Raw genomic sequence first — 24,034 nt, 5'->3', positions numbered from 1 at the left:
CTTATTTATGGGGTTCCGTCTGTCGCAGCTTTGAAGTGGCATACTCCGTCTCCTATTAACTAATCATTTGAAGTTGAATCATGACTGACTTATCAAAATACAGAAACATTGGTATTTTTGCTCACGTTGACGCGGGTAAAACCACTACCACAGAACGTATCCTGAAACTGACCGGCAAAATCCACAAGATGGGTGACAGCCACGACGGTACCACTACTACTGACTTCATGGAGCAGGAAGCCGAGCGCGGTATTACCATTCAGTCTGCTGCGGTAAGTTGCTTCTGGAAAGATCACCGTTTCAACGTCATCGACACACCCGGACACGTTGACTTCACAGTTGAAGTATATCGTTCTCTGAAAGTTCTGGACGGCGGTATCGGTGTATTCTGTGGTTCCGGTGGTGTTGAGCCTCAGTCCGAAACCAACTGGCGTTATGCTAACGAATCTGAAGTTGCTCGTATCATCTTCGTAAACAAGTTGGACCGTATGGGTGCCGACTTCCTGCGTGTTGTAGGTCAGATCAAGCGCGTTCTGGCTGCGACTCCATTGGTTATGACTCTGCCTATCGGCGTTGAAGATGAGTTTAAGGGCGTTGTTGACGTTCTGAACCGTAAAGCTTATGTATGGGATGATTCTGGTCTGCCAGAAAACTACTCTGTAGAAGAAGTTCCAGAAGACATGGTTGATCTGGTTGAAGAATACCGTGAGCACCTGGTTGAGACTGCCGTTGAGCAGGACGACGACCTGATGGAAGCTTACATGGAAGGTGAAGAGCCTTCTATCGAAGATCTGAAGCGTTGTATCCGTAAGGGTACCATCAATCTGTCATTCTTCCCCACTTACTGTGGTTCTGCTTACCGTAATAAGGGTATGCAGCTGGTTCTGGATGCGGTTGTTGACTACCTGCCATCTCCAACAGAAGTTGAGCCTCAGCCTCTGACTGACCCAGAAACTGGTGAAGAAACCGGTGAAGTCGCTACTGTATCTGCCGATGAGCCACTGCGCGCTCTGGCGTTCAAGATCATGGATGACCGTTTCGGCGCCCTGACCTTTATCCGTGTCTACTCTGGTAAGCTGAAGAAAGGTGACACTATCCTGAACTCTGCTACCGGTAAGACCGAGCGTATCGGCCGTATGGTTGAGATGCACGCTAACGATCGTAAAGAGATCGACTCAGCTCAAGCCGGTGACATCATCGCCGTTGTAGGTATGAAGAACGTTCAGACTGGTCACACTCTGTGTGATCCTAAGCACGAATGTACTCTTGAGCCTATGATCTTCCCTGATCCAGTAATCTCTATCGCTGTAACTCCTAAGGACAAAGGCGCTTCTGAGAAGCTGGGTGTTGCTCTGGGTAAGATGGTTGCAGAAGATCCATCATTCCAGGTTGAAACCGACCAGGAAACCGGTGAAACCATCCTTAAGGGTATGGGTGAATTGCACCTGGACATCAAAGTAGACATCCTGAAGCGTACTCACGGTGTTGAACTGACTGTTGGTGCTCCACAGGTAGCTTACCGTGAAACCATCACTCAAGCCGTTGAAGACAGCTACACTCACAAGAAGCAGTCTGGTGGTTCTGGTCAGTTCGGTAAGATCGACTACCGCATCCGTCCAGGCGAAGCTGGTAGTGGCTTCAAGTTCACCTCCAGCGTTGTTGGTGGTAACGTACCTCGTGAATTCTGGCCAGCAGTTGAAAGCGGCTTCGAAGACATGATGAACGAAGGTCCTCTGGCTGGCTTCCCAGTATTGGACGTTGAAGTTGAACTGTTCGACGGTGGTTACCACGCAGTTGACTCCTCAGCGATCGCGTTTGAAATCGCTGCCAAGGGTGCATTCCGTCAGTCTATGCCTAAGGCCAAGCCTCAGTTGCTGGAACCTGTGATGAAGGTTGACGTGTTTACTCCAGACGATCACGTTGGTGACGTTATCGGTGACCTGAACCGTCGTCGTGGCATGATCAAGGATCAGGAAGCTGGTTTGACTGGCGTACGTGTTAAGGCTGATGTACCACTGGCAGAAATGTTCGGTTACATCGGTCACCTGCGTACCATGACTTCTGGTCGTGGTCAGTTCTCCATGGAGTTCTCTCACTATGCTCCATGTCCTGCCAACGTGGCTGAGACTGTTATCGCAGAAACCAAGGCTCGTAACGCAGCCAAGAAATAAGGATTAATTATCCTGATAAAAACCCGCCTTGATGGCGGGTTTTTTTGTGGGCGAATATCCAGTGCCACTAAGCCAGCAGAATCAAGTTTGTACTCAGTTCGGCGGATGCCGCTGAATATCAATGGGCAATCGTATGGCAACTGTTTCCGAAACTGGCATATGTGGCAAAGGAGCTACCTAAGATAAAGGAGCTATCTAAGATAAAGGCGCTGGGATTGGCAGAGCATTACCGTGAGGAAATCACAGCAAATATCAGTAGAAGGGGGAGTGGTGATAGCAGATAAACAAAAGCCAGCTCGATAAGCTGGCTTTGTTCAGGGCCGATAACGCGTGTTTATCAGTCTTCCAGATTACCGCAGAAACGGTAGCCTTCGCCGTGGATGGTGGCGATGATTTCCGGTGTATCAGGCACACTTTCGAAGTGCTTACGGATACGGCGGATAGTCACATCAACAGTACGGTCATGTGGCTTAAGCTCACGGCCGGTCATCTTCATCAGCAACTCGGCGCGGCTGAGGATCTTGCCTGGGTTTTCCACAAAGTGCAGCATGGCGCGGAATTCGCTACGCGGCAGCTTGTAAGACTCACCCTGAGGGCTGACCAGTGAACGGCTGTTGATCTCCAGGCTCCAACCATTGAAACGATAATGTTCCACGGCGGCCTTTTCTTCAATTTCAGCTCCTGAGCTGTTGACACGAGTCAGCAGGTTGCGGGCACGAATAGTCAACTCACGAGGGTTGAACGGTTTGGTGATGTAATCATCGGCACCGATTTCCAGGCCCAAGATCTTGTCTACTTCGTTATCACGACCGGTAAGGAAGATGAGGCCGATATTGTTGATTTCGCGCAACTCCCGCGCCAACAGCAAACCATTCTTACCTGGCAGATTGATATCCATAACCACCAGGTTCACCTTGTTTTCCTGCAAGGCTTTGTGCATCTCTGCGCCATCATTGGCTTCGGTTACCACATAACCTTCTGCCTCGAAAATACTTCTCAGCGTGTTACGGGTAACGGCTTCATCTTCAACGATCAGAATGTGCGGGTTTTGCATGTTATTTACCTAATTAAATCAGTTTATCTAACCATGAGCGCGGGTGACGCTCCGCTATACTCTCTAAAACGCCAACATTCACAGGGTTCACGTAAGTGCTGTTCAAAACTGAAATGAAACGGCAACACACTTCATGATTAGCAAAAAGTATGCTCTCCACCTGGAGAGGCGCGAACTGTACTCTCTAGGATTCCCAGTGGCGGGATTTAGTTCCTGAAAGACATGGAAAATCCAGAAAATGCGATCTTAAAACCAGATTACATTTGGTACAGAGTCGTTATCATTAGAGACTTATGCTGTCGCGTAATGGCGCTAGCCTGGTCACACGCTTAACTCTAGGTCTCTGTCGATACAATCCATTGTACTAGGATTAGGCATTTGTTAACAAATGAAATGTTAACAAATTAATGTTTAACTATGATCTAAGTCACAAGTTTTTATGTTAGATATTGAAACTTAAGCGTTTTGTGTTTTGTCTTACTGTGAGCTTGCTCACGGGGCTAGGGGATTTCGTAAGCCTTTGCTAGAATAACTCCGGTTCATTAGAGACAGATACTACAATGGATGCTGCATTTGAAAGTCTCTGGCAGTACTACCAGAGCGCATGCTTTTTTTTGACTCAGTCGTTTTCTTCCGCTGTTCCTTTTGCCATTGTCACCGCCCATAACCCTCTGGGGCAAAAATTGACTTCCTGCCAGAACCGTCTTCTCGATCGGCAATTACAAGGTGATATTGATAAGCTCGGCATACCCTATCGGGCCATTATAGGTGCGGCTGAGGATCTCAGTCATATGGAAAAAAGTTGGGCCCTGTTTTTGGATAAGGCTGCGGCAATCGAACTGGCATTCAAGTACCGTCAGAATGCACTTTATTATGTGGATAAAGGCTTACTGACATTAGTGCCCTGCCATAAAGGCAAGCATGAAATAGAGCTTGGATTATTTGCAAGCCGAGCTCGTTTGGTCAATGAATTACCTGAACTTAGTGATAAATAAGTTGAGGATATTTCATCGGATGCAAATTAGCATTGACTTCATAAGGGCTTTATTGCTAATTTTTTCATCCCTTTCGCAAGAAAGGAACAGAAGAGGAGCGTTAACTAGGTAGTGAGTCAGAGGAAACCAATTTCCTATGACGGCTCATGAGGGAGATTAACGCCGAGGTCGGGATGCGTATTGGTAACGCTCTCCGGTCGGTTGGTCAGGCTGAATCCTGGCGGCTGTCACCTGGTTTTTGGTGGAGAGCTTCTGGTGACGATCGCTTTGTCCCTACTTTGGGGTGCGTTATCTCAGCACCAGGCTCTTCGAACGTTATCTGTTCGGAGCTTAACTCATGAAGTCTATTCTCGTTGTCGACCTTTCCCTGTCACCTGCCTGTGGGGGAATGCGCTGATGTCTCTTGTTGTTGCCAAGTTTGGCGGTACCTCAGTTGCCGATTATCAGGCGATGAATCGCTGTGCCGATATAGTGCTTGGAAATTCGGCTACTCGTCTGGTTGTGGTGAGTGCATCCAGTGGCGTAACCAATCTGTTGGTGGAGTTGTCTCAGGCAGACATGGGGGATGAGCGCCGTCTCAAATTATTGAAAGATATTGCCAGCATTCAATATGCGATTCTGGACAAACTTGGTAGACCTGCTGCTGTTGCCGCGGCGCTGGATGCCTTGCTCAGCCGTATGGCAACGCTCAGTGCCAAGCTGTTGCAGGGGCCGAGTAATGCTATGGTTGATGAGATCCTGTCCCTTGGTGAGCAATGCTCTTCAGCGCTGTTTGCCGCGGTATTGAGAGAACGCGGTGCCAAGGCCAGCGCCTTTGATGTGCGTCAGGTGATGCGTACCGATAGCCATTTCGGCAAGGCCGAACCACAAATCGCCGAACTGAAGCGACTGGCGACAGAGAAATTACAACCCTTGCTTGAGCAGCAACTGTTGGTGACCCAGGGGTTTATCGGTGCCGATGCCGAGGGGCGAACCACTACCCTTGGGCGTGGCGGCAGTGATTATTCCGCGGCTCTGTTGGCAGAAGCTTTGCAAGCCGATGCGGTTGAGATCTGGACCGATGTAGAAGGGATTTACACCACAGATCCCAGACTGGCTCCCAACGCCAGGCCTATCGCAGAAATCAGTTTTAATGAGGCGGCGGAGATGGCTACTTTTGGCGCCAAGGTGTTACACCCTGCCACCATCTTGCCGGCGGTGCGCCAACAGATCCAAGTGTTTGTCGGTTCCAGTCGGGCGCCGGAAAAAGGCGGCACCTGGATCCGCCATCAAGTGGAAGATGAGCCGGTATTCAGGGCCGTTGCCGTGAGACGAGATCAGACCCTGCTTAACTTGCATAGTTTGCAGATGTTGCATGCCCAGGGCTTTTTGGCTGAGACCTTTGCTGTGTTGGCGCGGCACAAGATCAGTGTCGATCTCATTACCACCTCAGAGGTGAATGTGTCGCTGACCCTGGACAAAACAGGCTCAGATTCAGCCGGTAAGGGGCTTCTGACCGAAGCTCTGCTGCAAGAGTTATCGCAAAACTGCCGGGTGCGGGTGGAAGACAAGCTGGCTCTGGTGGCGATCATTGGCAACAAGATAGCCACTACCGCCGGGATCTGTCGCCGGGTATTTGAAGTGCTCGAACCCCATAACGTCCGAATGATCTGTCAGGGCGCCAGTCCACACAATCTCTGTGTCTTGGTGTCTGAAGCCGAAGCCGGTGATGTGGTGGCCGCTTTGCATCGTAACTTATTTGAAGGTGCTCAGGATGCAGCTTGAACACCTGCAGGTTGGGGAGCTGGCCGCAGGTCAGCCTATCACCATCCCCATATATCGCTTCAAAGGCACCGGTCACTCGGCGCCCAGCGTCTATATTCAGGCCAATGTGCATGGCGCCGAGGTACAGGGCAATGCGGTGATTTTGCAATTGTTGCAGTACTTCAAGGCGCATCCGCCTCTGGGAGATGTCACTCTGGTGCCTTTGGCCAACCCCTTGGGGATCAACCAGAAAAGCGGTGAGTTTACCTTAGGCCGCTTCGATCCCATCACAGGTATCAACTGGAACCGAGCCTATCTTGAGCAGGTCGTCCATCTGGATGACTGGTATCCGCAGTATAGTGAGCTGCCGGAGCAAGCACTGTTTGATGCTTTTCGTCAGCTTCTCATTGCCAACTGTGAACAGGCATTGGCCAATCCCTGGGGAGTGACGACCGGCCAGAGATTGGCGCTCAATCTGCAGAAACTGGCACATGGCGCTGACATAGTGCTGGATCTGCACACCGGCCCCAAGTCCTGTAAACACCTTTATTGTCCCGAGTATGAGCTGTCAGCTGCCGACTACTTTCATATTCCCTACACCTTGGTGATGCCTAAAGGCTTTGGCGGTGCCATGGATGAAGCGGCCTTTAATCCCTGGTGGCAACTCAGCGATTATGCCAAGAGTAGGGGGCGAGATCTAAAAGTCGCAGTATCGGCCTTTACTTTGGAGCTTGGCAGTCAGGAGCGTATCGATCTTGCCGATGCCAGTCGGGATGCGGAAGGGATATTAAGTTATCTGAGCTATAGAGAGGTGATAGCCCAAAGCGTACTGCCGCAGGTGATGCCGCGTTTTGCTTGTTTGCTGAAAGACTATCGAAAGTTTCACGCACCTATGGCGGGTATGGTGGAGTATCTGGCCGAGCCGGGAGTGCCTTTGCCCGCCGGCGCGCCTCTGGTCAATATTCTCAGGCTCGATCGAGTCGATGTTGGCACAGAGGTTACCAAGCTCTCACTTGAGGAAGATGTGATCCCCGTGCTGCATTTTGCCTCGGCGTCTGTGCACCAAGGGACTGAGCTCTACAAGGTGATGACCAACTACTTTACTCTTTCTGATTAAGTTAGGTCCCGGTGTGAGCCGGAGTTTAACGTCTATCATTCTGTAAATGGCTGATAAATTGTAATTTTTTGTGTATTTGTTTTTCAATTGTATCCATAGGTGTTACAAATGTTTGGCGCCCTTGTATTTAGGGTGTTTTTAAAACGGAAACATAAAACAACAATAAACAGTCTTAATGGGAGTAGACAATTGAAGAGTCAAGTTGCAATAGCTGTTTCAGCAGCGCTGTTATCCATGTCATGCCATACCCAGGCCGCGCCGTTGAGCGTTTCAGATCCATTTATTTCTTCAGATCTGCTTAGTGCATCCAGCGGTCGCAAAGGACAACAGCAAGAGATGGGGCAACATAAGTTTGTCAGGGAACCAGGACTTGCTGAGGGGAAATACACTTATATAGTGCGCCTTAAAGATCCCTCTGTGGCGAATTATGCCGGTGGTATTGCCGGGCTTGAAGCCACCAGTCCACAGCGAAGTCAAGGGTTGGCGTCCCAAAAGGCCCCCAAGCTGAATACCGCCAGTGTGGCGGTGAAGTCCTACGTGAAGTATTTGAATGCCAAGCAACAGAACTTTTTAATGAGTGCTGCGGCCCAAGGGGTTCAGTTACAGGCTAAGGTCAGGTATCACTATGCCTTTAATGGGCTGGCGGTCACCATGGATCAGCAGCAGGCAGAAGCCCTGTCCAAGTTACCCGAAGTAGCTTTCATTGAGCGGGAAAGCCTTTATTCAATGGATACCGACAGCAGCCAGAACATGATAGGTTCTCCCAAAGTGTGGGACGGCAGTGCTACAGGGACTCAGGCTATGGGGGAAGGGGTCATAGTCGGGGTGATCGATTCGGGGATCAACAGTGATCATCCATCCTTTGCGGATATTGGGGGTGATGGTTATGACCATACCAATCCCTGGGGACAAGGTGTCTACGTCGGAGACTGTGCGGTAGAGTTCTCTGACATGTGTAACGATAAGCTGATCGGAGTCAGAAGTTATCCTGAGATTACCGATAGTTATGATGATGGGGAGGTCTTTGGTCCAACACCTCCTGCCAAGAATGGTGAGGATTATGGTGGTCATGGTTCTCACACTGCCGGTACGGCAGCGGGAAATATCCTTAAGAATGTCCCTTATGTTGTCGGTGAGGTCGGTGAGGCTCAAGGGGATGGCATTGAGACCGGACTCGAGTTTACACAAATCTCCGGGGTCGCTCCCCATGCCAATATTGTTGCCTATCAGATCTGCCGTCCGGGCAACAATGGCGATAGATACTCAGGTTGCCCCACATCGGCGATTCTCAAGGCGTTGGATGATGCCATTGCCGATGGAGTGGATGTGATCAACTATTCCATCAGCGGCGGTGGTTTCCCTTGGGCCAGTTCCACTGAAATGAGCTTCCTGGCAGCCCGTAATGCCGGCATTTTCTCTGCCGTGTCGGCCGGAAATACCTCTGCATCGGTTAATCAAGTTCCCTTTTCTTCACCCAAGAATGCGCCTTGGTATACCTCAGTCGCGGCATCAACCCATAACCGCGAAGTGCGCTCCACTCTCGAATTCAACGGTGACCTGCTGGATTACACTCAGGGAACCGGGCCGGTGATTACTACAGACATCAGCGCACCTTTGGTGTACGCCGGTGACTTGGCTGCTGATAATTTCGAAGGTTGCAACGCCTTTGCCGCCGATGCGTTCAAGGAGCAGTTGGCGCTGATTAAGCGCGGCGGCTGTAACTTCGCCGACAAGGTCAATAATGCCAAAGAGGCGGGTGCAGTAGGGGTTATTGTCTTTAACAAAGACGGTGAAGGCAACGTCAGAAACAAGATGTCCGGACTTGGTAACACCAGTATCCCTTCTGTTTTCATCGGCAATATTGACGGTTTGGCCGTCGTGGATGCGCTGGCGGCCACGCCAGGCTTGGTGGCCAAAATCAATGCCACTCCATCGGCCGTTGAGCGTCAGGCCGATGTGTTGGGAAGTTTCTCTCTACTTGGACCAAACCGTTACTTCGACGTGATTGCGCCGTCGATTTCAGCTCCGGGTGTGGACATCTATGCCGCTTACGCCGATGAACAGTATGGCCATGAAGTGACAGGTACTGATCCTGCTGATTATACCCTGATGTCCGGTACTTCTATGTCGAGTCCTCATGTGGCGGGCGCTGGGGCGCTGCTGAAGTCGGCTCATCCAGAGTGGACGCCGGATAATATCCGTTCAGCCTTGATGCTGACAGCAACAACAGCCAGTGCCATGACCAAGGCAGATGGTAAAACTACCGCGGATCCGTTTGATGTGGGAGCCGGTCGGATACGGGTGGATTTGGCCGCCAAGACTGGGCTTGTCATGGATGAGTTGGCGGACAATTATGAGTTTGCCAACCCAGAGCTCGGTGGTGATCCAAGACGTTTGAATCTTCCCAGTATGTCCAGTAGCCAATGTGTTAATAGTTGCAGCTGGAAGCGAAAAGTCACGGCTACCAAAGATGGCGTATGGAGCGCTGCCGGAGTAGCGACGACTGAAGGGTTGAAAATAACGGTTTCACCAGAAAACTTCACTCTGACCAAAGGGCAGTCGCAGGTGGTGACTGTCACCGCCGATATCACTGGGGTGAGCTCAAGTGATTGGGCGTTTGGTAACCTGCTGTTGACCTCGAGCAACCACCCTGATGCGGCTATGCCTGTGGCGGTTAAAGCTGCCCGTGATAACTTGCCGGACAGCTTTACCATCAGGGCGGGACGAGATGCTGACGAGCTGACTTTCAACGAGCTTAAATCGCTTGATATGACTGGACTGGATGCAGAAGTCTCTGCCTTGGCACTGGCCGACAGTTTTGAGGCGGTATTGAAGCAAGATTCAAATGTTGGTAGCTTCCTGGACGACATTACTGATGGTGTCGCCTTCGTTGCCTACAGGGTTGAAGAGGGGGCAAAGCTGTTTAATACGACTATTACTGCCACCAATTCCCCGGATTTGGATCTCTATGTGGCGATAGACAGAGACAGTGACGGGTCGTTGGATGCCCTTGTCGGCCAATCGGCCAGAGCTGGTTCTGATGAATCTGTCAGTATCAGTAATCCAGAAACCGGTGACTATTATATCTTTGTGCAAAACTATGAGGCTTCAGCCGCCAATGCCGAAGATCCCTTCACCCTGAAAACTTCTGTGGTAGAGGCAGGTCCGGCTCAGGACAATTTTACTCTGACCAAGACAGGTGACAACGAGGACTTCTCACTGAAGTTCGCCTGGAAGGATAATTTTGTCGCTAGCGACCTGGGTTATGCTGTGGTAACTCTGACGTCCAGTGATGCCAATGTCGCCGCCAAGAACTTGCCGGTTGCTTTCAACCGGGTCGTTGATGATGTGCAGATGCCTGCGGCCAGTGTACTCAGTGGTGAGATGACCCCTGGGCAGCCAGTAACCATGACAGTAACTATCGCTGCCAATACTTCCCTTGAGGCTCGGGAGTATCAGATCAAGGCCATGGTGCCGGAAGGGCATGAAGTCACGGCTATCAGCGACCAAGGGGAGCTGGCTCAAGGAGTATTGAGTTGGACTCATGTGATGCAAACTGGCGATCCGGCCAAAACACTGAGTTTCAAGTTTATCCCGCGTAAACAGGGGCTGGGTAATAAGCTGATACTGAGCAATACCGTTGTCAATGATACCGCCGAGGTATTGACTCAGGAGTATCTGTTTGATGTCAAAGAAGGTGCTCCTGTTATCAAAGTCAATGCACCCGACCGAGTGGCAGAGCGTAATAGCTTTGTTATCGATGCATCAGCCTCGGCCGATCCCAATGGTGATTCGGTCAGCTATCACTGGACTCAGATCGCCGGCGCGCCGCTGAAGTTTGACAGCTCGGCGGCCAAGTTGGAGCTGACAGCGCCTGAAGTGGGTGGTCCTGGCGATTTGCTGACTTTCAATCTGAAGGTGAGTGACTCCAAGGGTAATAGCACCACGGAAACGGTCAGCATAGTGGTGTTTGACTGGGAGCGTGACAGTGGTGGTTCACTGGGATGGTTGTCACTGTTGTTGCTGCCTTTAGGCTGGCTGCGCAGGAAATCGAGCTAAGGGAGGTGCGAACAAAGTCCTATGTGTGCTCTGCGTCGGCTTACAGGCCTGGATGCAAGGTGTGGCTCGCAGCAAATGGCTTTAGTCCTTTGCAATAAGCACTTCCCCGAGTCTTAAACTGAAAAAGGCTGCCAATTTGGCAGCCTTTTCTTTATCTGTTGTTAAGGTTTTACTGCCCTGACAATTGGGTTTTGCAGGCTTATCAGGGTTTCGGTGGACTGAATTTCATCTATCGACTGGATACGATTAATCAGCACGTGTTGCAGGGCATCGATGGACTGGCACATTACTTTGACAAACACACTGTAATTGCCTGTGGTGTAGTAGGCTTCGACCACTTCTTCCAGCTCATTGAGCTTTGAGATGGCGGCGGGGTAGTCACCGGCACTCTTGAGATTGATGCCGATAAAACAGCAGACGTCATAGCCCAGAGCTTTGGGGTTTACCGATATTTGGGCTCCGGTGATAATACCTGCCTGTTTCATCTTTTCTACCCTGACATGAATTGTGCCTGCGCTGACGCTGAAGCGTTTGGCCAGCTCGGCAAAAGGAGTTCGTGCATCCTGCATCAGGGCTTCCAGGATCTGATTGTCCAGTTGATCTCTTTGAAATGATGTATCCACAGCATCACGCCTAAATTGCTTATAATCAGGCATGAATTTACGTGTTTTATTGTAAAATTGCCAGTCTTAAGGCGACTTTTGGCTCAACATCTAGGGTGATGTTAGCGGTTATTGTTCGCCTTCGGGCGTGAGAAAAGGCACAGGTGCACTGAAGCTCATGGGGTCACCCGAGTAGGGATGCTGGATGCTGAGGCTGGCGGCGTGCAGCAGCAATCTGGGAGCCAATCTTTTTGCCCAGGAGTCGGCGTAGAAACCATCGCCCAGAATGGGATGGCCCAGCGCCATCATATGCACCCTGAGTTGATGTGAACGCCCTGTGATGGGGATCAGCTTGACCAGAGTTGAATAGCGTCCCTTGCTGATCACCTCATAGTGAGTCAGTGACGGCTTACCCACTTGATGGTCGACTTTCTGTCTGGGCCTGTTGGGCCAATCGCAAATGAGTGGCAGTTCTATACTGCCTTGGTTGGCCTTGATATGACCGGCGACTCTGGCGTAGTAACTCTTTTGGGTTTCCCTGTCTCGAAACTGGCGTTTCAGCTCACGCTCGGCACTGCGCCTCAGTGCCAATAAGAGTACGCCCGAGGTGGCCATGTCCAGGCGGTGAACCACTTGTGCTTGCGGATGTTCGGCCAACACTCTGGCATAGGCGCTGTCGTGATGGGCCGGATCCCGTCCGGGAACCGAGAGCAGTCCCGAAGGTTTATTGATGACTATGATGTCCTTGTCCTGGTAGAGAATATCCAGCCAAGGCTCGGTTGGTGGATTGTAGACAAAATCTGACATGTCATGGCCTCAATGAAAATGGACGGCAAAGATAACCGCGGCTGTCGGCAGATGCAAGCTCTTGGGCGTTGTTGCATCCAGGCGAGTAAGCCAACGCAGAGCATCATGGGGCTTGTCCATATCTTACCTGGGTTAATTTGAGTGCTTTACTTCTCTTTTACAACCGCGGCAATTAGTATCTTAGTGTTTGAATTGGAAATGGATTGGTATGGGAAGGCGTTCAGGTTACCTGTTGGAAGATTGGTTGGTTGACCCTCAGATGAGTACGTTGAGCCGCGAAGAGGCTCAAGTACGGCTCGAACTCAGGGTGATGCAGGTATTGCTGTGTCTTATCCATCATGCCAACACCTTGGTGACCCGAGAGATGTTGATCCAGGAGGTTTGGCACGGCGGTATTATCACGGATAACGCCATCAACCGCATTATCGGTTTGCTGCGCCAGCATCTGCAGGATAATCCCAGAGCGCCACGTTTTATCAAGACTGTGCCCAAACAGGGCTATGTACTAATAGCGAAAGTGCGTGAAACGACACTCGATGACGATTCGCCGGACGAACTTTTGCCAATAAAACCGATAGGAGCCGAGACTGAGCAAAAGATAGCAGCAGGCGGCAGCAAGTGGGGCTATTGGGGCGGCGCCTTCGGAGTGCTGGCAGCGGGTATCGCCAGTTGGCTCTATCTGGCACCGGCCCAGGAAAACCCCCAGCTTGAGTTGACCGATGTGGCCATCCGGCGTCTGACTCCACTGACTTCACTCAATGGTCAGGAGGTGGACCCCAGTCTGTCCCCCGATGGCAGTATGCTGGCGTTTTCCTATCGGGAACTGAACGCCGATAAATGGCATATTGAGCTGATGTCACTCGGCGACAGGGTCATCAAAACCATTCCTGTTGTGGGTGATTACAGTCTGCGCTACCCGGCCTGGCGCCACGATGGCAAGGCCTTGGCTTATTTGGCGTTCAGTGAAACTCAGGGCTGCCGTATCATGTTGACAGAGCTGACTGACGAAGGGATGCGCAGCCGCATAGTCAGCCAGTGTCATCAGACGACACAGTCTACCAGCATCGCCTGGAGCCCATCGAACCGCTCGCTGTTTTATGTCGATGCCGATGGGGTCGAAGGCTTCAAACGCATTTTTCTGCTCAGCCTCAGCGATGGCCGGCGTCAGCAGTTGAGTCAACCTCATGTGGTGGGGCGCGGCGACTATGCGCTGGCTTTGTCTCCCGACGGTCACAGTCTGGCGGTGCTGCGCAGTATCAACTGGTTTGATACTCAGATCTTACTCTTTGATATTGAATCCGGTGATTGGCAAAACCTGCAGCGGGTGGGGTATCCACTGCGTAGTATCGCCTGGGATAAAGGCGGCAACGCCTTGGTATACAGAGGTGAGGAGGGGCAACTTCACCGTTTGCAACTCAAACCCCGCAAGTTAACCCGGCTGACGAGTGTATTGCAGGAAATCAATTCTCCCTCGGCCAATAGTGGTGGACGCATGGCGGCGGTTGTCGGCGAACTGTTTGAAGAGGAGATCTGGTTCTGGTCCTCGCCCTTCGATGAGGCTTCCAAACCGCAGCGCTTTGTGGCGTCCAGTCGCCGTGATACCGCCGGTACCTTGCGCCACGATGGCAAGGAGTTGATCTTTGTTTCCAATCGCAGCGGCTTGCCACAACTATGGCGTCGGGATGAACAGGGCACCGAGAAACAGCTGAGTCGCCTGAGCACTTTTTCCCATATAGATGAACTCAGTTATTCAGCCGACGACAAGCTGGTTGCCGGTAGTCTCAACCAACAGGTGTTTGTCCTTAACCCTGAAAACGGTGAACTCAAGTTTTTCCCTCAACTGGGCAATGTCCGGAATGTCAGCTGGGGGCGCAGCAGTAATGAATTGCTGGCAGCGGTTAGTGTTGATGGTCGCTGGCAGATAAACAGCCTGCTGTTGGACAGTGGTGAGCAGCAATCCTTACTGACAGATGGCTTTTCTGCCAAATACGCCGCCGACGGTACTCTTTATTTTACCCGCCTGTACAAGAAAGGGATTTGGCGCCTGAAGCAGGGCGTCGAAGAACTCTTTTATGACCATTATACTCCTCACTTCGGCAGCAGTTGGCAACTGGCTTCCGAGGCACTCTGGTTGCTGCGGCCCAACGACAATGCTATGGGCATCCTCAAGATAGATCTCCATACAGGTAAGAGAGAGGAGCGCGACATTCCGATGGAGAAAGTTTCCCCAAGATTGCTGTCAGTGACAGATGACGGCCAGATATCGCTGGCGTTACTGGGGCCTGCCAATACCGATATAGTTGAAGTAATTAACTGATTTATAAGACATCACCTTTCCGTCACCTTTTCATTATGGTGCTTTTCTCTGCCTGAGATAGCTTTAGGGACAAGTTTGATTGCCTGACCACCAAAGCGCTTGGTTTTTACCCTGAGTACCGAGCTAAACGGTTAAAGCAATCTCGGGCGCAGCTTGCGCCCACCCCTTCCCAGCAGGAGAAAAGATGATGAAAAGTTTGAATCAGTTTGTGAAAAATGCGATTGGGTTTGCCTTGCTTTCTACTCTGTTTGCTTTACCGCTACTGCTGGCGTCGACACCCACCAAGGGCAAGGATGAAGTCAATACGCCATCTCTGTGTGAGCCGTATCCAGAGTGTGTGATTTACAAGATCCCCGATGAGTCCATCAATCTATAACCATCAATGGAGGCCATCATGTTGCAGGTAACTCTCTATTTGGTCGGTTCACTGAGCGCTTTTGTATTGGTGTACTACCTGTTTTTAAACTTGGTTCTTGCGTCCGAAGAATCAAGGTTGCTCGACCCGAAGGACAAATAACCCCCCCTTTCCAAGCTAAAGGGGCACGGTATTAACCGCGCCCCTTTTTATTCATCTGCAAGCTTAGGAGAAGCTGTGACCGCCCACATGCATAATGCAAAAGGTCCAGACCACGAAAGCCAGAATGCCGTGTACCAAAGCGTAAAAAGCCTGATCCAGGCGACGTAAGCCGGCGGCTTGCCAGATAAGGTGCAGGTGCAGCCCCAGCACCAGGGGAAACAGTAGCAACAAGGGATAAAGGGCGAATGGGCTGGCATCTCCCAGCAGAGGCCGGGTCAACAGTGACCAGAGCACCATAAAGGCGGTGATCAGCGGGGGCAGGGCAAGCCGATACTGCTCGGGATAGGGAAACATTACAGGTCCTTGATACAGCTGAATAAAGGCGGATCAGCGGACGGCTCTGGCAATCAATTGCGCCTTGGCTTGCAGCATTCCCGTTTCTCCGCCGGGCATATGGCCTTCAAAGTAATGTAAAGTCTCGAATTTGGCAAATCTGTGTTGTAGCTCACCCTCATTCAGTAAAAAGTCCGGGTTGCTGGGACGGCCGAACTTGGCCTGTTCTCGAGTAAAGGTTTCGTAAAACAGCAGGCCTCCAGGCTTGAGTTGTTTGGCAATCCAGGGCAGCGAAGGACGATGTAAATAGTTGAACACCAATACCACGTCGAAAGGGCGCAGATCGGGCTTGTCACCCTGCTCGAGGTTCCATTCCAGGTATTGGCAGTGAGGAAACTGGCGCCAGAGCTCATCGAAGCTCTCGGGGTTGCGGTCGATGAAGGTGACCTCGGCGCCCTGTTTGGCAAACCAATGACCGTTGCGCCCTGAGCCGCATGCCAGGTCCAGCACTCTGAGCTCAGGTGTTATCTCAGTGTGCCGGTCAAAGGCGGTAATCAGTTCTGCGGTATTCATCCTTTGATCTCCTTGCGACTGTCGATTCTGCGTCTATGAACTATAGAGTAATGCCGCAAGCCCGCAGGCCCGTGTGACACTATGACCGAAAGTAAAACCACAGTCACAAGTAATTCACTCTTGTAGGCTGCCAGGGGAATAAACAACAGGATTAGCAGCAGCTTCATCAGGGTCAACACCCCTTTTAGTTGAATAAGCCAGCGCCAATCCCGGACTATCTCCCACAGCATCAGGCAACTGCCGCTGGCCATGGTCATGATCCAATAGAGCTGCCAGCTTTCTCTGGGGACCGACAGCAAAATACCGCCACCGGCACCGACTATTCCCAAAATGTGCAGGGCTCTGAGGCTGGTCTTACAAAGGCGTTGTAGCCAAAACTGCTTTTCTGACATCTGTGTTTTTGCCATGGCGATGATATTTGTGATCCAGAGTACAAATTTTTCGTTAGCTTAGCAGTATTCACTGATTGGCGACTATGCTTGATCTTGTATTTGTCGAGTCTTCTCACATGGAAATACAGAACATCAAAACGTTAACTTCGTCAGTTATACGGTACGCTGACCGTGATTTGTATCAATATGTGACCAGCTAATCTGCAAAAGTGCACAGAAATGCGGATAGCTGTCTGCAGCAGGAAATTTTTTGTGACTCAGTTAAATATATGACTAAAGGGGTAGTGATATCTTCTGCCGTGGGAGATATGACGTGCTACAGCCTTGGTAATTGGTATAAAAAACTAAAAAGTACTGTAGTACGAAATAGCTATATATGAGTATGTGAAATAATATGGTGGAGGAACACTTTATGTTCACGGGAGCACTTAAAAAAACAGCACTGGCTGCTCTGATTTCCGGCATGATGGCCGGTACAGCTTATGCCGGCGCAGATGTATTGGCGGATTTTCATGGTGAGATGGGCGGTTGCGATACTTGCCACGTTTCCGAGAAAGGCCCAACCGATGACAACCTGACCCATGAGAACGCTCAGTGCGTTAGCTGCCACGGTGATCTGAATGAGATCGCTGCCGGTGAAAAAGATCTGAAAATTTCTCCACACAAGTCTCACCTTATCGGTGAAATCGCTTGTACTTCTTGCCACATCGGCCATGAAAAATCAGTGGCATACTGTGACGCTTGCCATAGCTTCGGCTTCGATATGCCATTCGGCGGTAAGTGGGAGCGTAAGTTCGTTCCTATCGACGTGCAGAAAGATGCTCAAGACAAAGCCATCGCAGCTGGTCCTCGTGAAACTACTGACGTGGTTATCATAGGTTCTGGTGGTGCCGGTCTGGCCGCCGCAGTATCTGCCCGCGACAACGGTGCCAAAGTTATTCTGCTGGAAAAAGAACCTGTTGCTGGTGGTAACACCAAGCTGGCTGCCGGCGGTATGAACGCTGCTGAAACCAAGCCTCAAGCGGCTCTGGGTATTAAAGACAAGAAAGAGATCATGATTGAGGACACCATGAAAGGTGGCCGTAACATCAACGATCCTGAGCTGGTTAAAGTACTGGCCAACAACTCTTCCGACTCTATCGACTGGTTGACCGCTATGGGCGCCGACATGAATGACGTAGGTCGTATGGGTGGTGCAAGTGTAAACCGTAGTCACCGTCCAACTGGTGGTGCCGGTGTGGGTGCTCACGTAGCTCAGGTTCTTTGGGACAACGCTGTTAAGCGCGGTACCGATATCCGTCTGAACAGCCGCGTTGTTCGCGTACTGAAAGATGATTCAGGTAAAGTGACCGGCGTTCTGGTTGAAGGTAAGTACACTGGTTACTACGTGATCAAGGCTGATGCCGTGGTTATGGCTACCGGTGGTTTTGCCAGAAACAACGACCGCGTTGCCAAGTACGACCCTAAACTGAAAGGTTTTGCTGCTACCAACCATCCTGGTGCAACCGGTGACGGTCTGGACGTTGCCATGCAAGCCGGTGCCGATACCCGCGATCTGGAATGGGTACAGGCTCACCCAACTCTGTCTCCACGTGGTGGTGTGATGGTAACTGAGGCCGTACGTGGTAACGGTGCTATCCTGGTTAACCGCGAAGGTGACCGTTTCGTCAACGAAATCACTACTCGTGACAAGGCTTCTGCAGCCATCCTGCAACAGAAAGGTGCCAGTGCCTTCCTGGTGTTCGATGACTCAGTTCGCAAGAGCTTGAAGAAGATTGAAAACTATGTCCATCTGGGCATTGTTGATGAAGGTAAGACCCCTGAAGAACTGGCCAAGAAGATTGGTGTTCCAGGTGCGGAACTGGCCAAGACTATCGCCAGCTACAACGGTTTCGTGAAGTCTGGCAAAGACACTCAATTCGAGCGTCCTAACCTGCCTCGTGAACTGGGTACTGCTCCTTACTACGCCATCGAAGTTAAGCCAGCTGTACACCACAGCATGGGTGGCGTGAAGATCGATACCAAGACTGAGGTTAAAGCCAAAGACGGTCATCTGATCCAGGGTATGTATGCTGCCGGTGAAGCTACCGGTGGTGTTCACGGTGCCAACCGTCTGGGTGGTAACGCCATCTCTGATATCGTGACCTTCGGTCGTATCGCCGGTGCTGAAGCTGCCAAGTACGCTAAAGAGCACTAGGCCAAGCTAATTCTCCGATAGCACGGAGTCGGGGCGTTTGAGCCCCTATTAAAAAAGCGGACTGTCAGGAGTCCGCTTTTTTCTTTTTATTGCGCTGCATCATGTTTCCGGTGAGATAGCTATTGCCAGGCAAAGACAAGTTTAAGTAATTCACTTACACTTTTAGCTACCATTCCAATTACCGGGTCATAAATAGCATGAAGATAGGTTTTTTTAGCGCCAAGCGTTACGACATGCAGCATTTCAACCGTACCAATGAAGCCTTCGGGGCGCAAATTGAGTACTTTGATGTGCGCCTATGTATGCAAACAGTGAAACTGGCTTACGGATTCGAAGTGATCTGCGCCTTCGTCAACGATGAACTCAATGAAGAGGTGTTGACAGAACTGGCTGTCAACGGCACCAGGATCATCGCCATGCGCTGTGCCGGCTTTAATAATGTCGACCTGGATGCGGCCAAACGTCTGGGTATGAATGTTGTCAATGTCCCGGCTTACTCTCCAGAATCTGTAGCCGAACATACGGTCGCCCTGATATTGACCCTGAACCGCAAGATCCATAAGGCGTATCAACGCACCCGGGATGCCAACTTCTCTCTCGAAGGGTTAGTGGGCTTCAACATGTTCGGTAAGACAGTGGGCGTGGTCGGCACAGGGAAAATCGGTATTGCTACCATCAAGGTCTTGCTGGGCTTTGGCTGTAAAGTACTGGCGTTTGACCCTTATCCCAACCCGCAAGTAGAGACGCTGGGGGCTCGTTATGTCACCCTGGATGAGATGTACCAACAGAGCGATATCATCAGTCTTCATTGCCCGCTGACGGCGGAAAACCGCCATCTGCTCAACGCAGACAGCTTTGCCAAGATGAAGCCGGGCATGATGGTGATTAACACCAGTCGTGGTGGCTTGCTCAACGCCATAGATGCCATGGAAGCGCTCAAGCTCGGACAGATAGGTTCGCTGGGGTTGGACGTGTATGAGAACGAGAAAGAGCTGTTTTTTGAAGATAAGTCCAATGAAGTGATCCAGGACGATGTGTTCCGGCGTTTGTCGGCTTGCCACAACGTGATCTTTACCGGTCACCAGGCGTTTTTGACCGAAGAGGCCTTGGGCGCCATCGCCCACACCACACTGTCCAATGTACAGAAACTCCTCAGCGGTGAGCGTTCGGGTAACGAGCTTTTCTAAGGAAGGTACGAATAAGTCCCATGTGTGCTCTGCGTCGGCTTACAGGCCTGGATGCACGTGGTTCGCAGCAAATGGCCCTAGTCCTTTGCAAGAATTCTCTAAAGATAAATACTGACACCCGACTCCCCGATTGCTAGATTGAAATAACCGCATCGGGGAGATGCTCATAGGGAGGTGTCATGCTGGTTACACAGAGTCTTCATCAACTGCCGACGGCAAGCGGCAGCATGCAAACCCGGGTCTATCGTCCCGATAGTGAGGGTTGTTTTCCCGCCATCATTTTTTACTCGGAAATTTTTCAGGAAACCGCGCCAATAAGCCGCATGGCTTGCATGCTGGCCGGTCACGGTTTTGTGGTATTGGTGCCGGAGATTTTTCACGAACTCAATCCGCCGGGCACTGTGCTTGGTTATGATGACAGTGGCAAGGACAAAGGCAACAGCGACAAGCTGAGCAAGCCATTGGAAGCCCACGATGATGATACTCAGGCGCTGGTGGATTTTATTCGGGCTCAGCCCTGGAGCCGCGGACGGATTGGTGCCATGGGCGTCTGTGTTGGCGGCCACCTGGCATTTCGCGCCGCCCTTAATCCCGATATCGCAGCGGCATTTTGTCTCTACGCCACAGATATTCACAGCGGCGCTATCCCGAGTGCGCCGGGGAATGACTCTCTGAGCCGCTGCCGGGATATTCGTGCCGAATTGGTGCTTATCTGGGGCAAGCAGGACCCCCATGTGCCGAGTGAAGGGCGCAGGCTCATCCAGCAAAGGTTGGAACAATGCCAGACCTTATACAGCTGGCAGGAACTCAATGCCCAGCACGCCTTTATGAGGGATGGCGATCCCCGTTATGACCCGGCGTTGGCGTTGCAGATGTATCAGCAGGCGTTAGCGTTGTTTCAGCGCAGGCTCAGTTAATCCTGCTTGGGTAACTGCTCCGGTGTTGTCTCTTGTGCCTGCGGCGCCGAGGCATTGCCGGGTGCCAGCTTCAGTACGGCTTTTTGCAGTATCAGGTTGTTGGGGTAGGTAACAGTATCGCCGTTGTCGCGGCGGATAAGCACGTGAAACAGCCCCACTTCCAACAATACCCCGGTAATATCCTCATCCTTGTCGACAACTTTGATCCGCTCACCGACCTTGTAGGGAAACACGAAAAAGATCAGCACCCCGGCGGTGAGGTTACTCAGTATCGACCACTGGGCCACCAAAGCCACCCCCAGCACGGCAAATGCCGAAGACACGAACAGTGAAACTTCCTGATAGCCGAGTCCCAGAGAAACGGCCATCAACGATAGAGTGACAAAGAACAACAGATAGCTGATAAAGCGGGTCACCAGGCTGGTGCGGGCGGCGCTGACCTGTTTCTTGTCCGCCAGGGTTTGCACCGCATTTTTCAGCGCCCGCTGCAGAAAGAAAAACACCCCGAGATAGAGGCAGGCAATCAGAATATTGTGAGTCATATGGCGTTTGCTTCTGTGAGAAATAAGGCGTTTGCTGGCATACTAGCGACTTTGTCACAGGGGATAAACTCCCCAACCGAGAATTATTCAAGCATGTCAGATTATCGCACCTTAGTGCAGCAACAGGATGAATGGGGCAGCGTCGCTGTCCTTGATGATGGCGACTGTCGGATCTTGGCCTTCGGCGAACACGACGAGCAGAGCAAACTGTTGAAAAAGGCTCCCCATGTACCGCAGCACACCTATGTGCAGGCCATGCTGCTGGCGCTTTTGTACCTCAAACCCAAGAGCGCCATTATTTTGGGGCTGGGCGGCGGCGCCTTGGTGCATGCGCTGAGGCATTTTGATGCCGCTATCAAGCTGACAGCGGTCGAGTTGCGCCCCCTGGTGCTGGAGTTGGCCAAGAGCCATTTTCAATTGCCACTGTCGAAAAAGTTGAACCTTATCAATCAGGATGCCAATCAGTTTCTGGCCAGTGCCGAGCACAAGAAGGTAGATATTATCTTCGCCGATCTTTACGGCTCTGAAGGCGTTGACGCCGGTCAGCTGAGCCAAACCTTTATCGAGCAGAGCCTGGCGCTGCTCAAGAGTGAGGGTTTGCTGGTGCTCAACTGCTGGAAAGAGCACAGTCAGGACAGAGGCCTGCTGGCGCGCCTGCAGCAGCATTTCCCCGATGTGCGTGCCTGTCTCACGGGGGGAGGCAACTGGGTAGTGTTTGCCTCAAGGACACCGAAAAACTTTACCAGTGCCGGGCTAAAGCAGGGCGCCGCCGGCTTGTCTGCTGTTCTGGACTGCGATCTCGGCCGCTCCCTCAGTCGCTTCGAACTCTGGCAGTAGGCTAATTTGTAAGGGATTGTTAAGGACGCTGGTCCGTAAAAGCCCTGATGTTATATTTGTCTGCCCTCATTAACGATAAGCAGTACAAATGAATAAAAACAAAAGATTAGCTGTAAAACTTCTGACCCTATCTTGCCTTATGGGCGCTGGGACGATACAGGCCGAACAGTATGAGTTTGCCACTCAAGTCGCCCCGGCCAACACCTTGGTGATGTTCCAGCATCAGGATGGCACCCTCTACTCGGCCGCAGGCTTGCAGGCAGATACCCGCAAACAACTGCAGCGCGCCATTACTGCCGCTAACTTCACAGGCCAGGAGGGCGATCTGCTCGAATTGCTGGCCCCCATTGGTACCCAAGCTGAGCGCCTGTTGCTGCTCGGGCTTGGGGATGCTGAACTGACGCCGGGGAAGACAGCTTTGCTGGGGGGCAAGCTGTCAAATCATCTGGAAGCCGTCAAACAACCCAAGGTGGCTGTCTGGGCCGCTGATATCCCCAATAGCCAAGGGTTTATCGCCGAATTGACCCAGGGGATCTCCCTGGCAAGCTACCGCTATCGTGACTTTACGGCCAAGCCGCGCACCGAAAAACAGTACTATTTTGCGGTCGCCGAGCCCAAGGTAGCCGAGACTAATCACCTCAAGTCAGCAGCGATTGCCGATGGCGTGGTGCTGGCGCGGGATCTGACCAACAAACCTGCCGCCGAACTCTATCCCGAGTCCTTTGCCGATGCGGCCAAGGAACTCAAGCGTTTTGGCGTCAAGGTTAAGGTGTTGGAGCCCAAAGACCTGGCCAAGCTCAATATGGGGGCGCTGCTGGCCGTGGGCAAAGGCAGTGAGCGTGGCCCAAGGTTGGTAGTCGCACACTGGCAAGGCAGTGATGATGCTCCGGTGGCGCTGGTGGGGAAGGGGATTACCTTTGACTCGGGCGGTTATAACATCAAGGCGACCGGCACCTCGATTGCACGGATGAAGTCAGATATGGCCGGCGCCGCCACAGTGTTGGGAACGGTCAAGGCCATGGCCGCCGCCAAGGCGCCGGTTAACCTGGTGGGTATCATGCCGCTGGCGGAAAACATGGTCTCGGGCCGTGCGATGATCCCCGGGGATGTGATCAAGACTGCCCAGGGGCTGACGGTTGAAGTCCTCAATACCGACGCCGAAGGACGTCTGGTGCTGGCCGATGGTCTTTGGTATGCCCGCGAGCAATACCAACCACAAGTGATAGTGGACGTGGCGACCCTCACAGGCTCCAAGGTGCGTGCCCTAGGGGTGGAATATGCCGGCCTGTTCAGTGACTCGGAACCTTTGGTGCAGCAACTGACCTATGCGGGGCAGCAGGTAGGGGAAAAACTGTGGCGCCTGCCGCTGGACCCGGCCTACGGCGAAGAGTTGCATTCCAGCATAGCGGACTTAACCAACACAGGCCGTGAAGGTAGCGCCGGGGCTTCTTCGGCGGCGATGTTTCTCAAGCGTTTTGCCGGTGAGCAACCCTGGGCTCATCTGGACATTGCCGGTAATGCCCTGGTCAGGAGCGACACTCAGTTGGCTCCGGCCGGAGCTACCGGTTATGGTGTACGCCTGCTGAGCCATTGGTTGGAACAGAATAAGTTCAGTGATAACCAATAGATCAATAACTTGCTCGGGAGCGAAGGGTAATTCGCTTTTTTCGCTCC

19 protein-coding genes and 1 riboswitch are annotated in these 24,034 nt (G+C 51.8%); of the genes, 12 read left to right on the top strand and 7 right to left on the bottom strand.

Annotation, left to right across the window (positions count from 1 at the left end):
- Nucleotides 1–80 precede the first annotated feature (80 nt).
- Nucleotides 81–2,171 (top strand): elongation factor G, encoded by a 2,091-nt coding sequence (fusA, locus tag SIL79_RS03140; RefSeq protein WP_039035538.1) that lies wholly within the window; start codon nt 81–83, stop codon nt 2,169–2,171.
- 337 nt (nt 2,172–2,508) lie between these two features.
- Here fusA and arcA read toward each other — a convergent pair whose 3' ends face one another.
- The gene (gene arcA, locus SIL79_RS03135; protein WP_039035539.1) at nt 2,509–3,225 is read right to left on the bottom strand and encodes a two-component system response regulator ArcA; all 717 of its coding nucleotides are present in this window, start codon (nt 3,223–3,225) and stop codon (nt 2,509–2,511) included.
- 560 nt (nt 3,226–3,785) lie between these two features.
- On the opposite strand from arcA, the gene SIL79_RS03130 reads away from it, so the two are divergent.
- The 4 genes from SIL79_RS03130 to SIL79_RS03115 all read left to right on the top strand — a co-directional run bounded on the left by SIL79_RS03130 (nt 3,786) and on the right by SIL79_RS03115 (nt 11,139).
- Nucleotides 3,786–4,220, top strand: a complete 435-nt coding sequence (locus tag SIL79_RS03130; protein WP_071476533.1) for a DUF3293 domain-containing protein — start codon at nt 3,786–3,788, stop codon at nt 4,218–4,220.
- Nucleotides 4,221–4,302: 82 nt separating this feature from the next.
- A riboswitch (Lysine riboswitch) is annotated at nt 4,303–4,480 on the top strand.
- A 136-nt stretch (nt 4,481–4,616) separates the two neighbouring features.
- Nucleotides 4,617–5,984, top strand: a complete 1,368-nt coding sequence (gene lysC / locus SIL79_RS03125) for a lysine-sensitive aspartokinase 3 (RefSeq protein ID WP_039035541.1) — start codon at nt 4,617–4,619, stop codon at nt 5,982–5,984.
- The gene (locus tag SIL79_RS03120) at nt 5,974–7,080 is read left to right on the top strand and encodes a succinylglutamate desuccinylase/aspartoacylase family protein (RefSeq protein WP_071476534.1); all 1,107 of its coding nucleotides are present in this window, start codon (nt 5,974–5,976) and stop codon (nt 7,078–7,080) included. The genes lysC and SIL79_RS03120 overlap by 11 nt, the downstream gene beginning before the upstream one ends.
- Before the next feature lie 189 nt (nt 7,081–7,269).
- Entirely contained in the window at nt 7,270–11,139 is a 3,870-nt protein-coding gene (locus tag SIL79_RS03115) for a S8 family serine peptidase (protein WP_039035543.1), read from the top strand.
- A gap of 161 nt (nt 11,140–11,300) precedes the next feature.
- Here SIL79_RS03115 and asnC read toward each other — a convergent pair whose 3' ends face one another.
- Nucleotides 11,301–11,762: a transcriptional regulator AsnC gene (gene asnC / locus SIL79_RS03110; RefSeq protein ID WP_039035065.1), complete on the bottom strand. Its 462-nt coding sequence runs from the start codon at nt 11,760–11,762 to the stop codon at nt 11,301–11,303.
- Nucleotides 11,763–11,870: 108 nt separating this feature from the next.
- Nucleotides 11,871–12,548 carry a bifunctional tRNA pseudouridine(32) synthase/23S rRNA pseudouridine(746) synthase RluA gene (gene rluA, locus SIL79_RS03105; RefSeq protein ID WP_039035058.1) on the bottom strand — a complete coding sequence of 226 codons (678 nt, stop codon included), beginning with the start codon at nt 12,546–12,548 and terminating at the stop codon, nt 11,871–11,873.
- 208 nt (nt 12,549–12,756) lie between these two features.
- Here rluA and SIL79_RS03100 point away from each other — a divergent pair, with 208 nt between their 5' ends.
- Together SIL79_RS03100 and SIL79_RS03095 are read left to right on the top strand one after the other, a co-directional pair.
- Entirely contained in the window at nt 12,757–14,865 is a 2,109-nt protein-coding gene (locus SIL79_RS03100; RefSeq protein ID WP_319618962.1) for a winged helix-turn-helix domain-containing protein, read from the top strand.
- 184 nt (nt 14,866–15,049) lie between these two features.
- Nucleotides 15,050–15,241 (top strand): hypothetical protein, encoded by a 192-nt coding sequence (locus SIL79_RS03095; RefSeq protein WP_039035056.1) that lies wholly within the window; start codon nt 15,050–15,052, stop codon nt 15,239–15,241.
- Between the two features lie 204 nt (nt 15,242–15,445).
- Here the strand turns inward: SIL79_RS03095 and SIL79_RS03090 are convergent, their stop codons facing one another.
- Genes SIL79_RS03090 through SIL79_RS03080 form a run of 3 tightly spaced genes read right to left on the bottom strand, consistent with a single transcriptional unit; the run spans nt 15,446 to nt 16,695 of the window.
- Nucleotides 15,446–15,736, bottom strand: coding sequence for a hypothetical protein (locus SIL79_RS03090; protein WP_028779462.1), 291 nt, complete (start codon nt 15,734–15,736; stop codon nt 15,446–15,448).
- A gap of 33 nt (nt 15,737–15,769) precedes the next feature.
- Nucleotides 15,770–16,288 (bottom strand): class I SAM-dependent methyltransferase, encoded by a 519-nt coding sequence (locus tag SIL79_RS03085; protein WP_039035055.1) that lies wholly within the window; start codon nt 16,286–16,288, stop codon nt 15,770–15,772.
- Nucleotides 16,285–16,695 carry a hypothetical protein gene (locus SIL79_RS03080; RefSeq protein WP_039035054.1) on the bottom strand — a complete coding sequence of 137 codons (411 nt, stop codon included), beginning with the start codon at nt 16,693–16,695 and terminating at the stop codon, nt 16,285–16,287. Before SIL79_RS03080 ends, SIL79_RS03085 begins: the two co-directional genes overlap by 4 nt.
- 397 nt (nt 16,696–17,092) lie before the next feature.
- Here SIL79_RS03080 and fccA point away from each other — a divergent pair, with 397 nt between their 5' ends.
- From fccA to SIL79_RS03065, 3 genes are all read left to right on the top strand, one after another.
- The gene (fccA, locus tag SIL79_RS03075) at nt 17,093–18,877 is read left to right on the top strand and encodes a fumarate reductase flavoprotein subunit FccA (RefSeq protein ID WP_039035053.1); all 1,785 of its coding nucleotides are present in this window, start codon (nt 17,093–17,095) and stop codon (nt 18,875–18,877) included.
- 197 nt (nt 18,878–19,074) lie between these two features.
- Nucleotides 19,075–20,064, top strand: coding sequence for a 2-hydroxyacid dehydrogenase (locus SIL79_RS03070; RefSeq protein WP_233962637.1), 990 nt, complete (start codon nt 19,075–19,077; stop codon nt 20,062–20,064).
- 179 nt (nt 20,065–20,243) lie between these two features.
- Nucleotides 20,244–20,981: a dienelactone hydrolase family protein gene (locus SIL79_RS03065; RefSeq protein WP_221050484.1), complete on the top strand. Its 738-nt coding sequence runs from the start codon at nt 20,244–20,246 to the stop codon at nt 20,979–20,981.
- Here the strand turns inward: SIL79_RS03065 and SIL79_RS03060 are convergent.
- Nucleotides 20,978–21,523, bottom strand: a complete 546-nt coding sequence (locus tag SIL79_RS03060) for a mechanosensitive ion channel family protein (protein ID WP_039035050.1) — start codon at nt 21,521–21,523, stop codon at nt 20,978–20,980. The two genes, SIL79_RS03065 and SIL79_RS03060, sit on opposite strands and share 4 nt — an antisense overlap.
- Before the next feature lie 93 nt (nt 21,524–21,616).
- On the opposite strand from SIL79_RS03060, the gene SIL79_RS03055 reads away from it, so the two are divergent.
- Entirely contained in the window at nt 21,617–22,360 is a 744-nt protein-coding gene (locus SIL79_RS03055; RefSeq protein WP_039035049.1) for a spermidine synthase, read from the top strand.
- An 88-nt stretch (nt 22,361–22,448) separates the two neighbouring features.
- Nucleotides 22,449–23,987, top strand: a complete 1,539-nt coding sequence (locus SIL79_RS03050) for a leucyl aminopeptidase (RefSeq protein WP_405130410.1) — start codon at nt 22,449–22,451, stop codon at nt 23,985–23,987.
- The last annotated feature ends 47 nt before the right edge of the window (nt 23,988–24,034 follow it).

The organism is Shewanella indica (assembly GCF_033842865.1).
GTDB classification, from domain to species: Bacteria; Pseudomonadota; Gammaproteobacteria; order Enterobacterales; family Shewanellaceae; genus Shewanella; species Shewanella indica.
Note: the sequence above shows the minus strand (reverse complement) of the source record. Positions and strands in the feature narration are given on the sequence as shown.

What these genes read in the sequence shown, in the direction of transcription:
- fusA (WP_039035538.1), top strand. Translation starts at nt 81, where the DNA reads ATGACTGACTTATCAAAATACAGAAACATTGGTATTTTTGCTCACGTT.
- arcA (WP_039035539.1), bottom strand. Translation starts at nt 3,225, where the DNA reads ATGCAAAACCCGCACATTCTGATCGTTGAAGATGAAGCCGTTACCCGT.
- SIL79_RS03130 (WP_071476533.1), top strand. Translation starts at nt 3,786, where the DNA reads ATGGATGCTGCATTTGAAAGTCTCTGGCAGTACTACCAGAGCGCATGC.
- lysC (WP_039035541.1), top strand. Translation starts at nt 4,617, where the DNA reads ATGTCTCTTGTTGTTGCCAAGTTTGGCGGTACCTCAGTTGCCGATTAT.
- SIL79_RS03120 (WP_071476534.1), top strand. Translation starts at nt 5,974, where the DNA reads ATGCAGCTTGAACACCTGCAGGTTGGGGAGCTGGCCGCAGGTCAGCCT.
- rluA (WP_039035058.1), bottom strand. Translation starts at nt 12,548, where the DNA reads ATGTCAGATTTTGTCTACAATCCACCAACCGAGCCTTGGCTGGATATT.
- SIL79_RS03100 (WP_319618962.1), top strand. Translation starts at nt 12,757, where the DNA reads ATGGGAAGGCGTTCAGGTTACCTGTTGGAAGATTGGTTGGTTGACCCT.
- SIL79_RS03095 (WP_039035056.1), top strand. Translation starts at nt 15,050, where the DNA reads ATGATGAAAAGTTTGAATCAGTTTGTGAAAAATGCGATTGGGTTTGCC.
- SIL79_RS03090 (WP_028779462.1), bottom strand. Translation starts at nt 15,736, where the DNA reads ATGTTTCCCTATCCCGAGCAGTATCGGCTTGCCCTGCCCCCGCTGATC.
- SIL79_RS03085 (WP_039035055.1), bottom strand. Translation starts at nt 16,288, where the DNA reads ATGAATACCGCAGAACTGATTACCGCCTTTGACCGGCACACTGAGATA.
- SIL79_RS03080 (WP_039035054.1), bottom strand. Translation starts at nt 16,695, where the DNA reads ATGGCAAAAACACAGATGTCAGAAAAGCAGTTTTGGCTACAACGCCTT.
- fccA (WP_039035053.1), top strand. Translation starts at nt 17,093, where the DNA reads ATGTTCACGGGAGCACTTAAAAAAACAGCACTGGCTGCTCTGATTTCC.
- SIL79_RS03070 (WP_233962637.1), top strand. Translation starts at nt 19,075, where the DNA reads ATGAAGATAGGTTTTTTTAGCGCCAAGCGTTACGACATGCAGCATTTC.
- SIL79_RS03065 (WP_221050484.1), top strand. Translation starts at nt 20,244, where the DNA reads ATGCTGGTTACACAGAGTCTTCATCAACTGCCGACGGCAAGCGGCAGC.
- SIL79_RS03060 (WP_039035050.1), bottom strand. Translation starts at nt 21,523, where the DNA reads ATGACTCACAATATTCTGATTGCCTGCCTCTATCTCGGGGTGTTTTTC.
- SIL79_RS03055 (WP_039035049.1), top strand. Translation starts at nt 21,617, where the DNA reads ATGTCAGATTATCGCACCTTAGTGCAGCAACAGGATGAATGGGGCAGC.
- SIL79_RS03050 (WP_405130410.1), top strand. Translation starts at nt 22,449, where the DNA reads ATGAATAAAAACAAAAGATTAGCTGTAAAACTTCTGACCCTATCTTGC.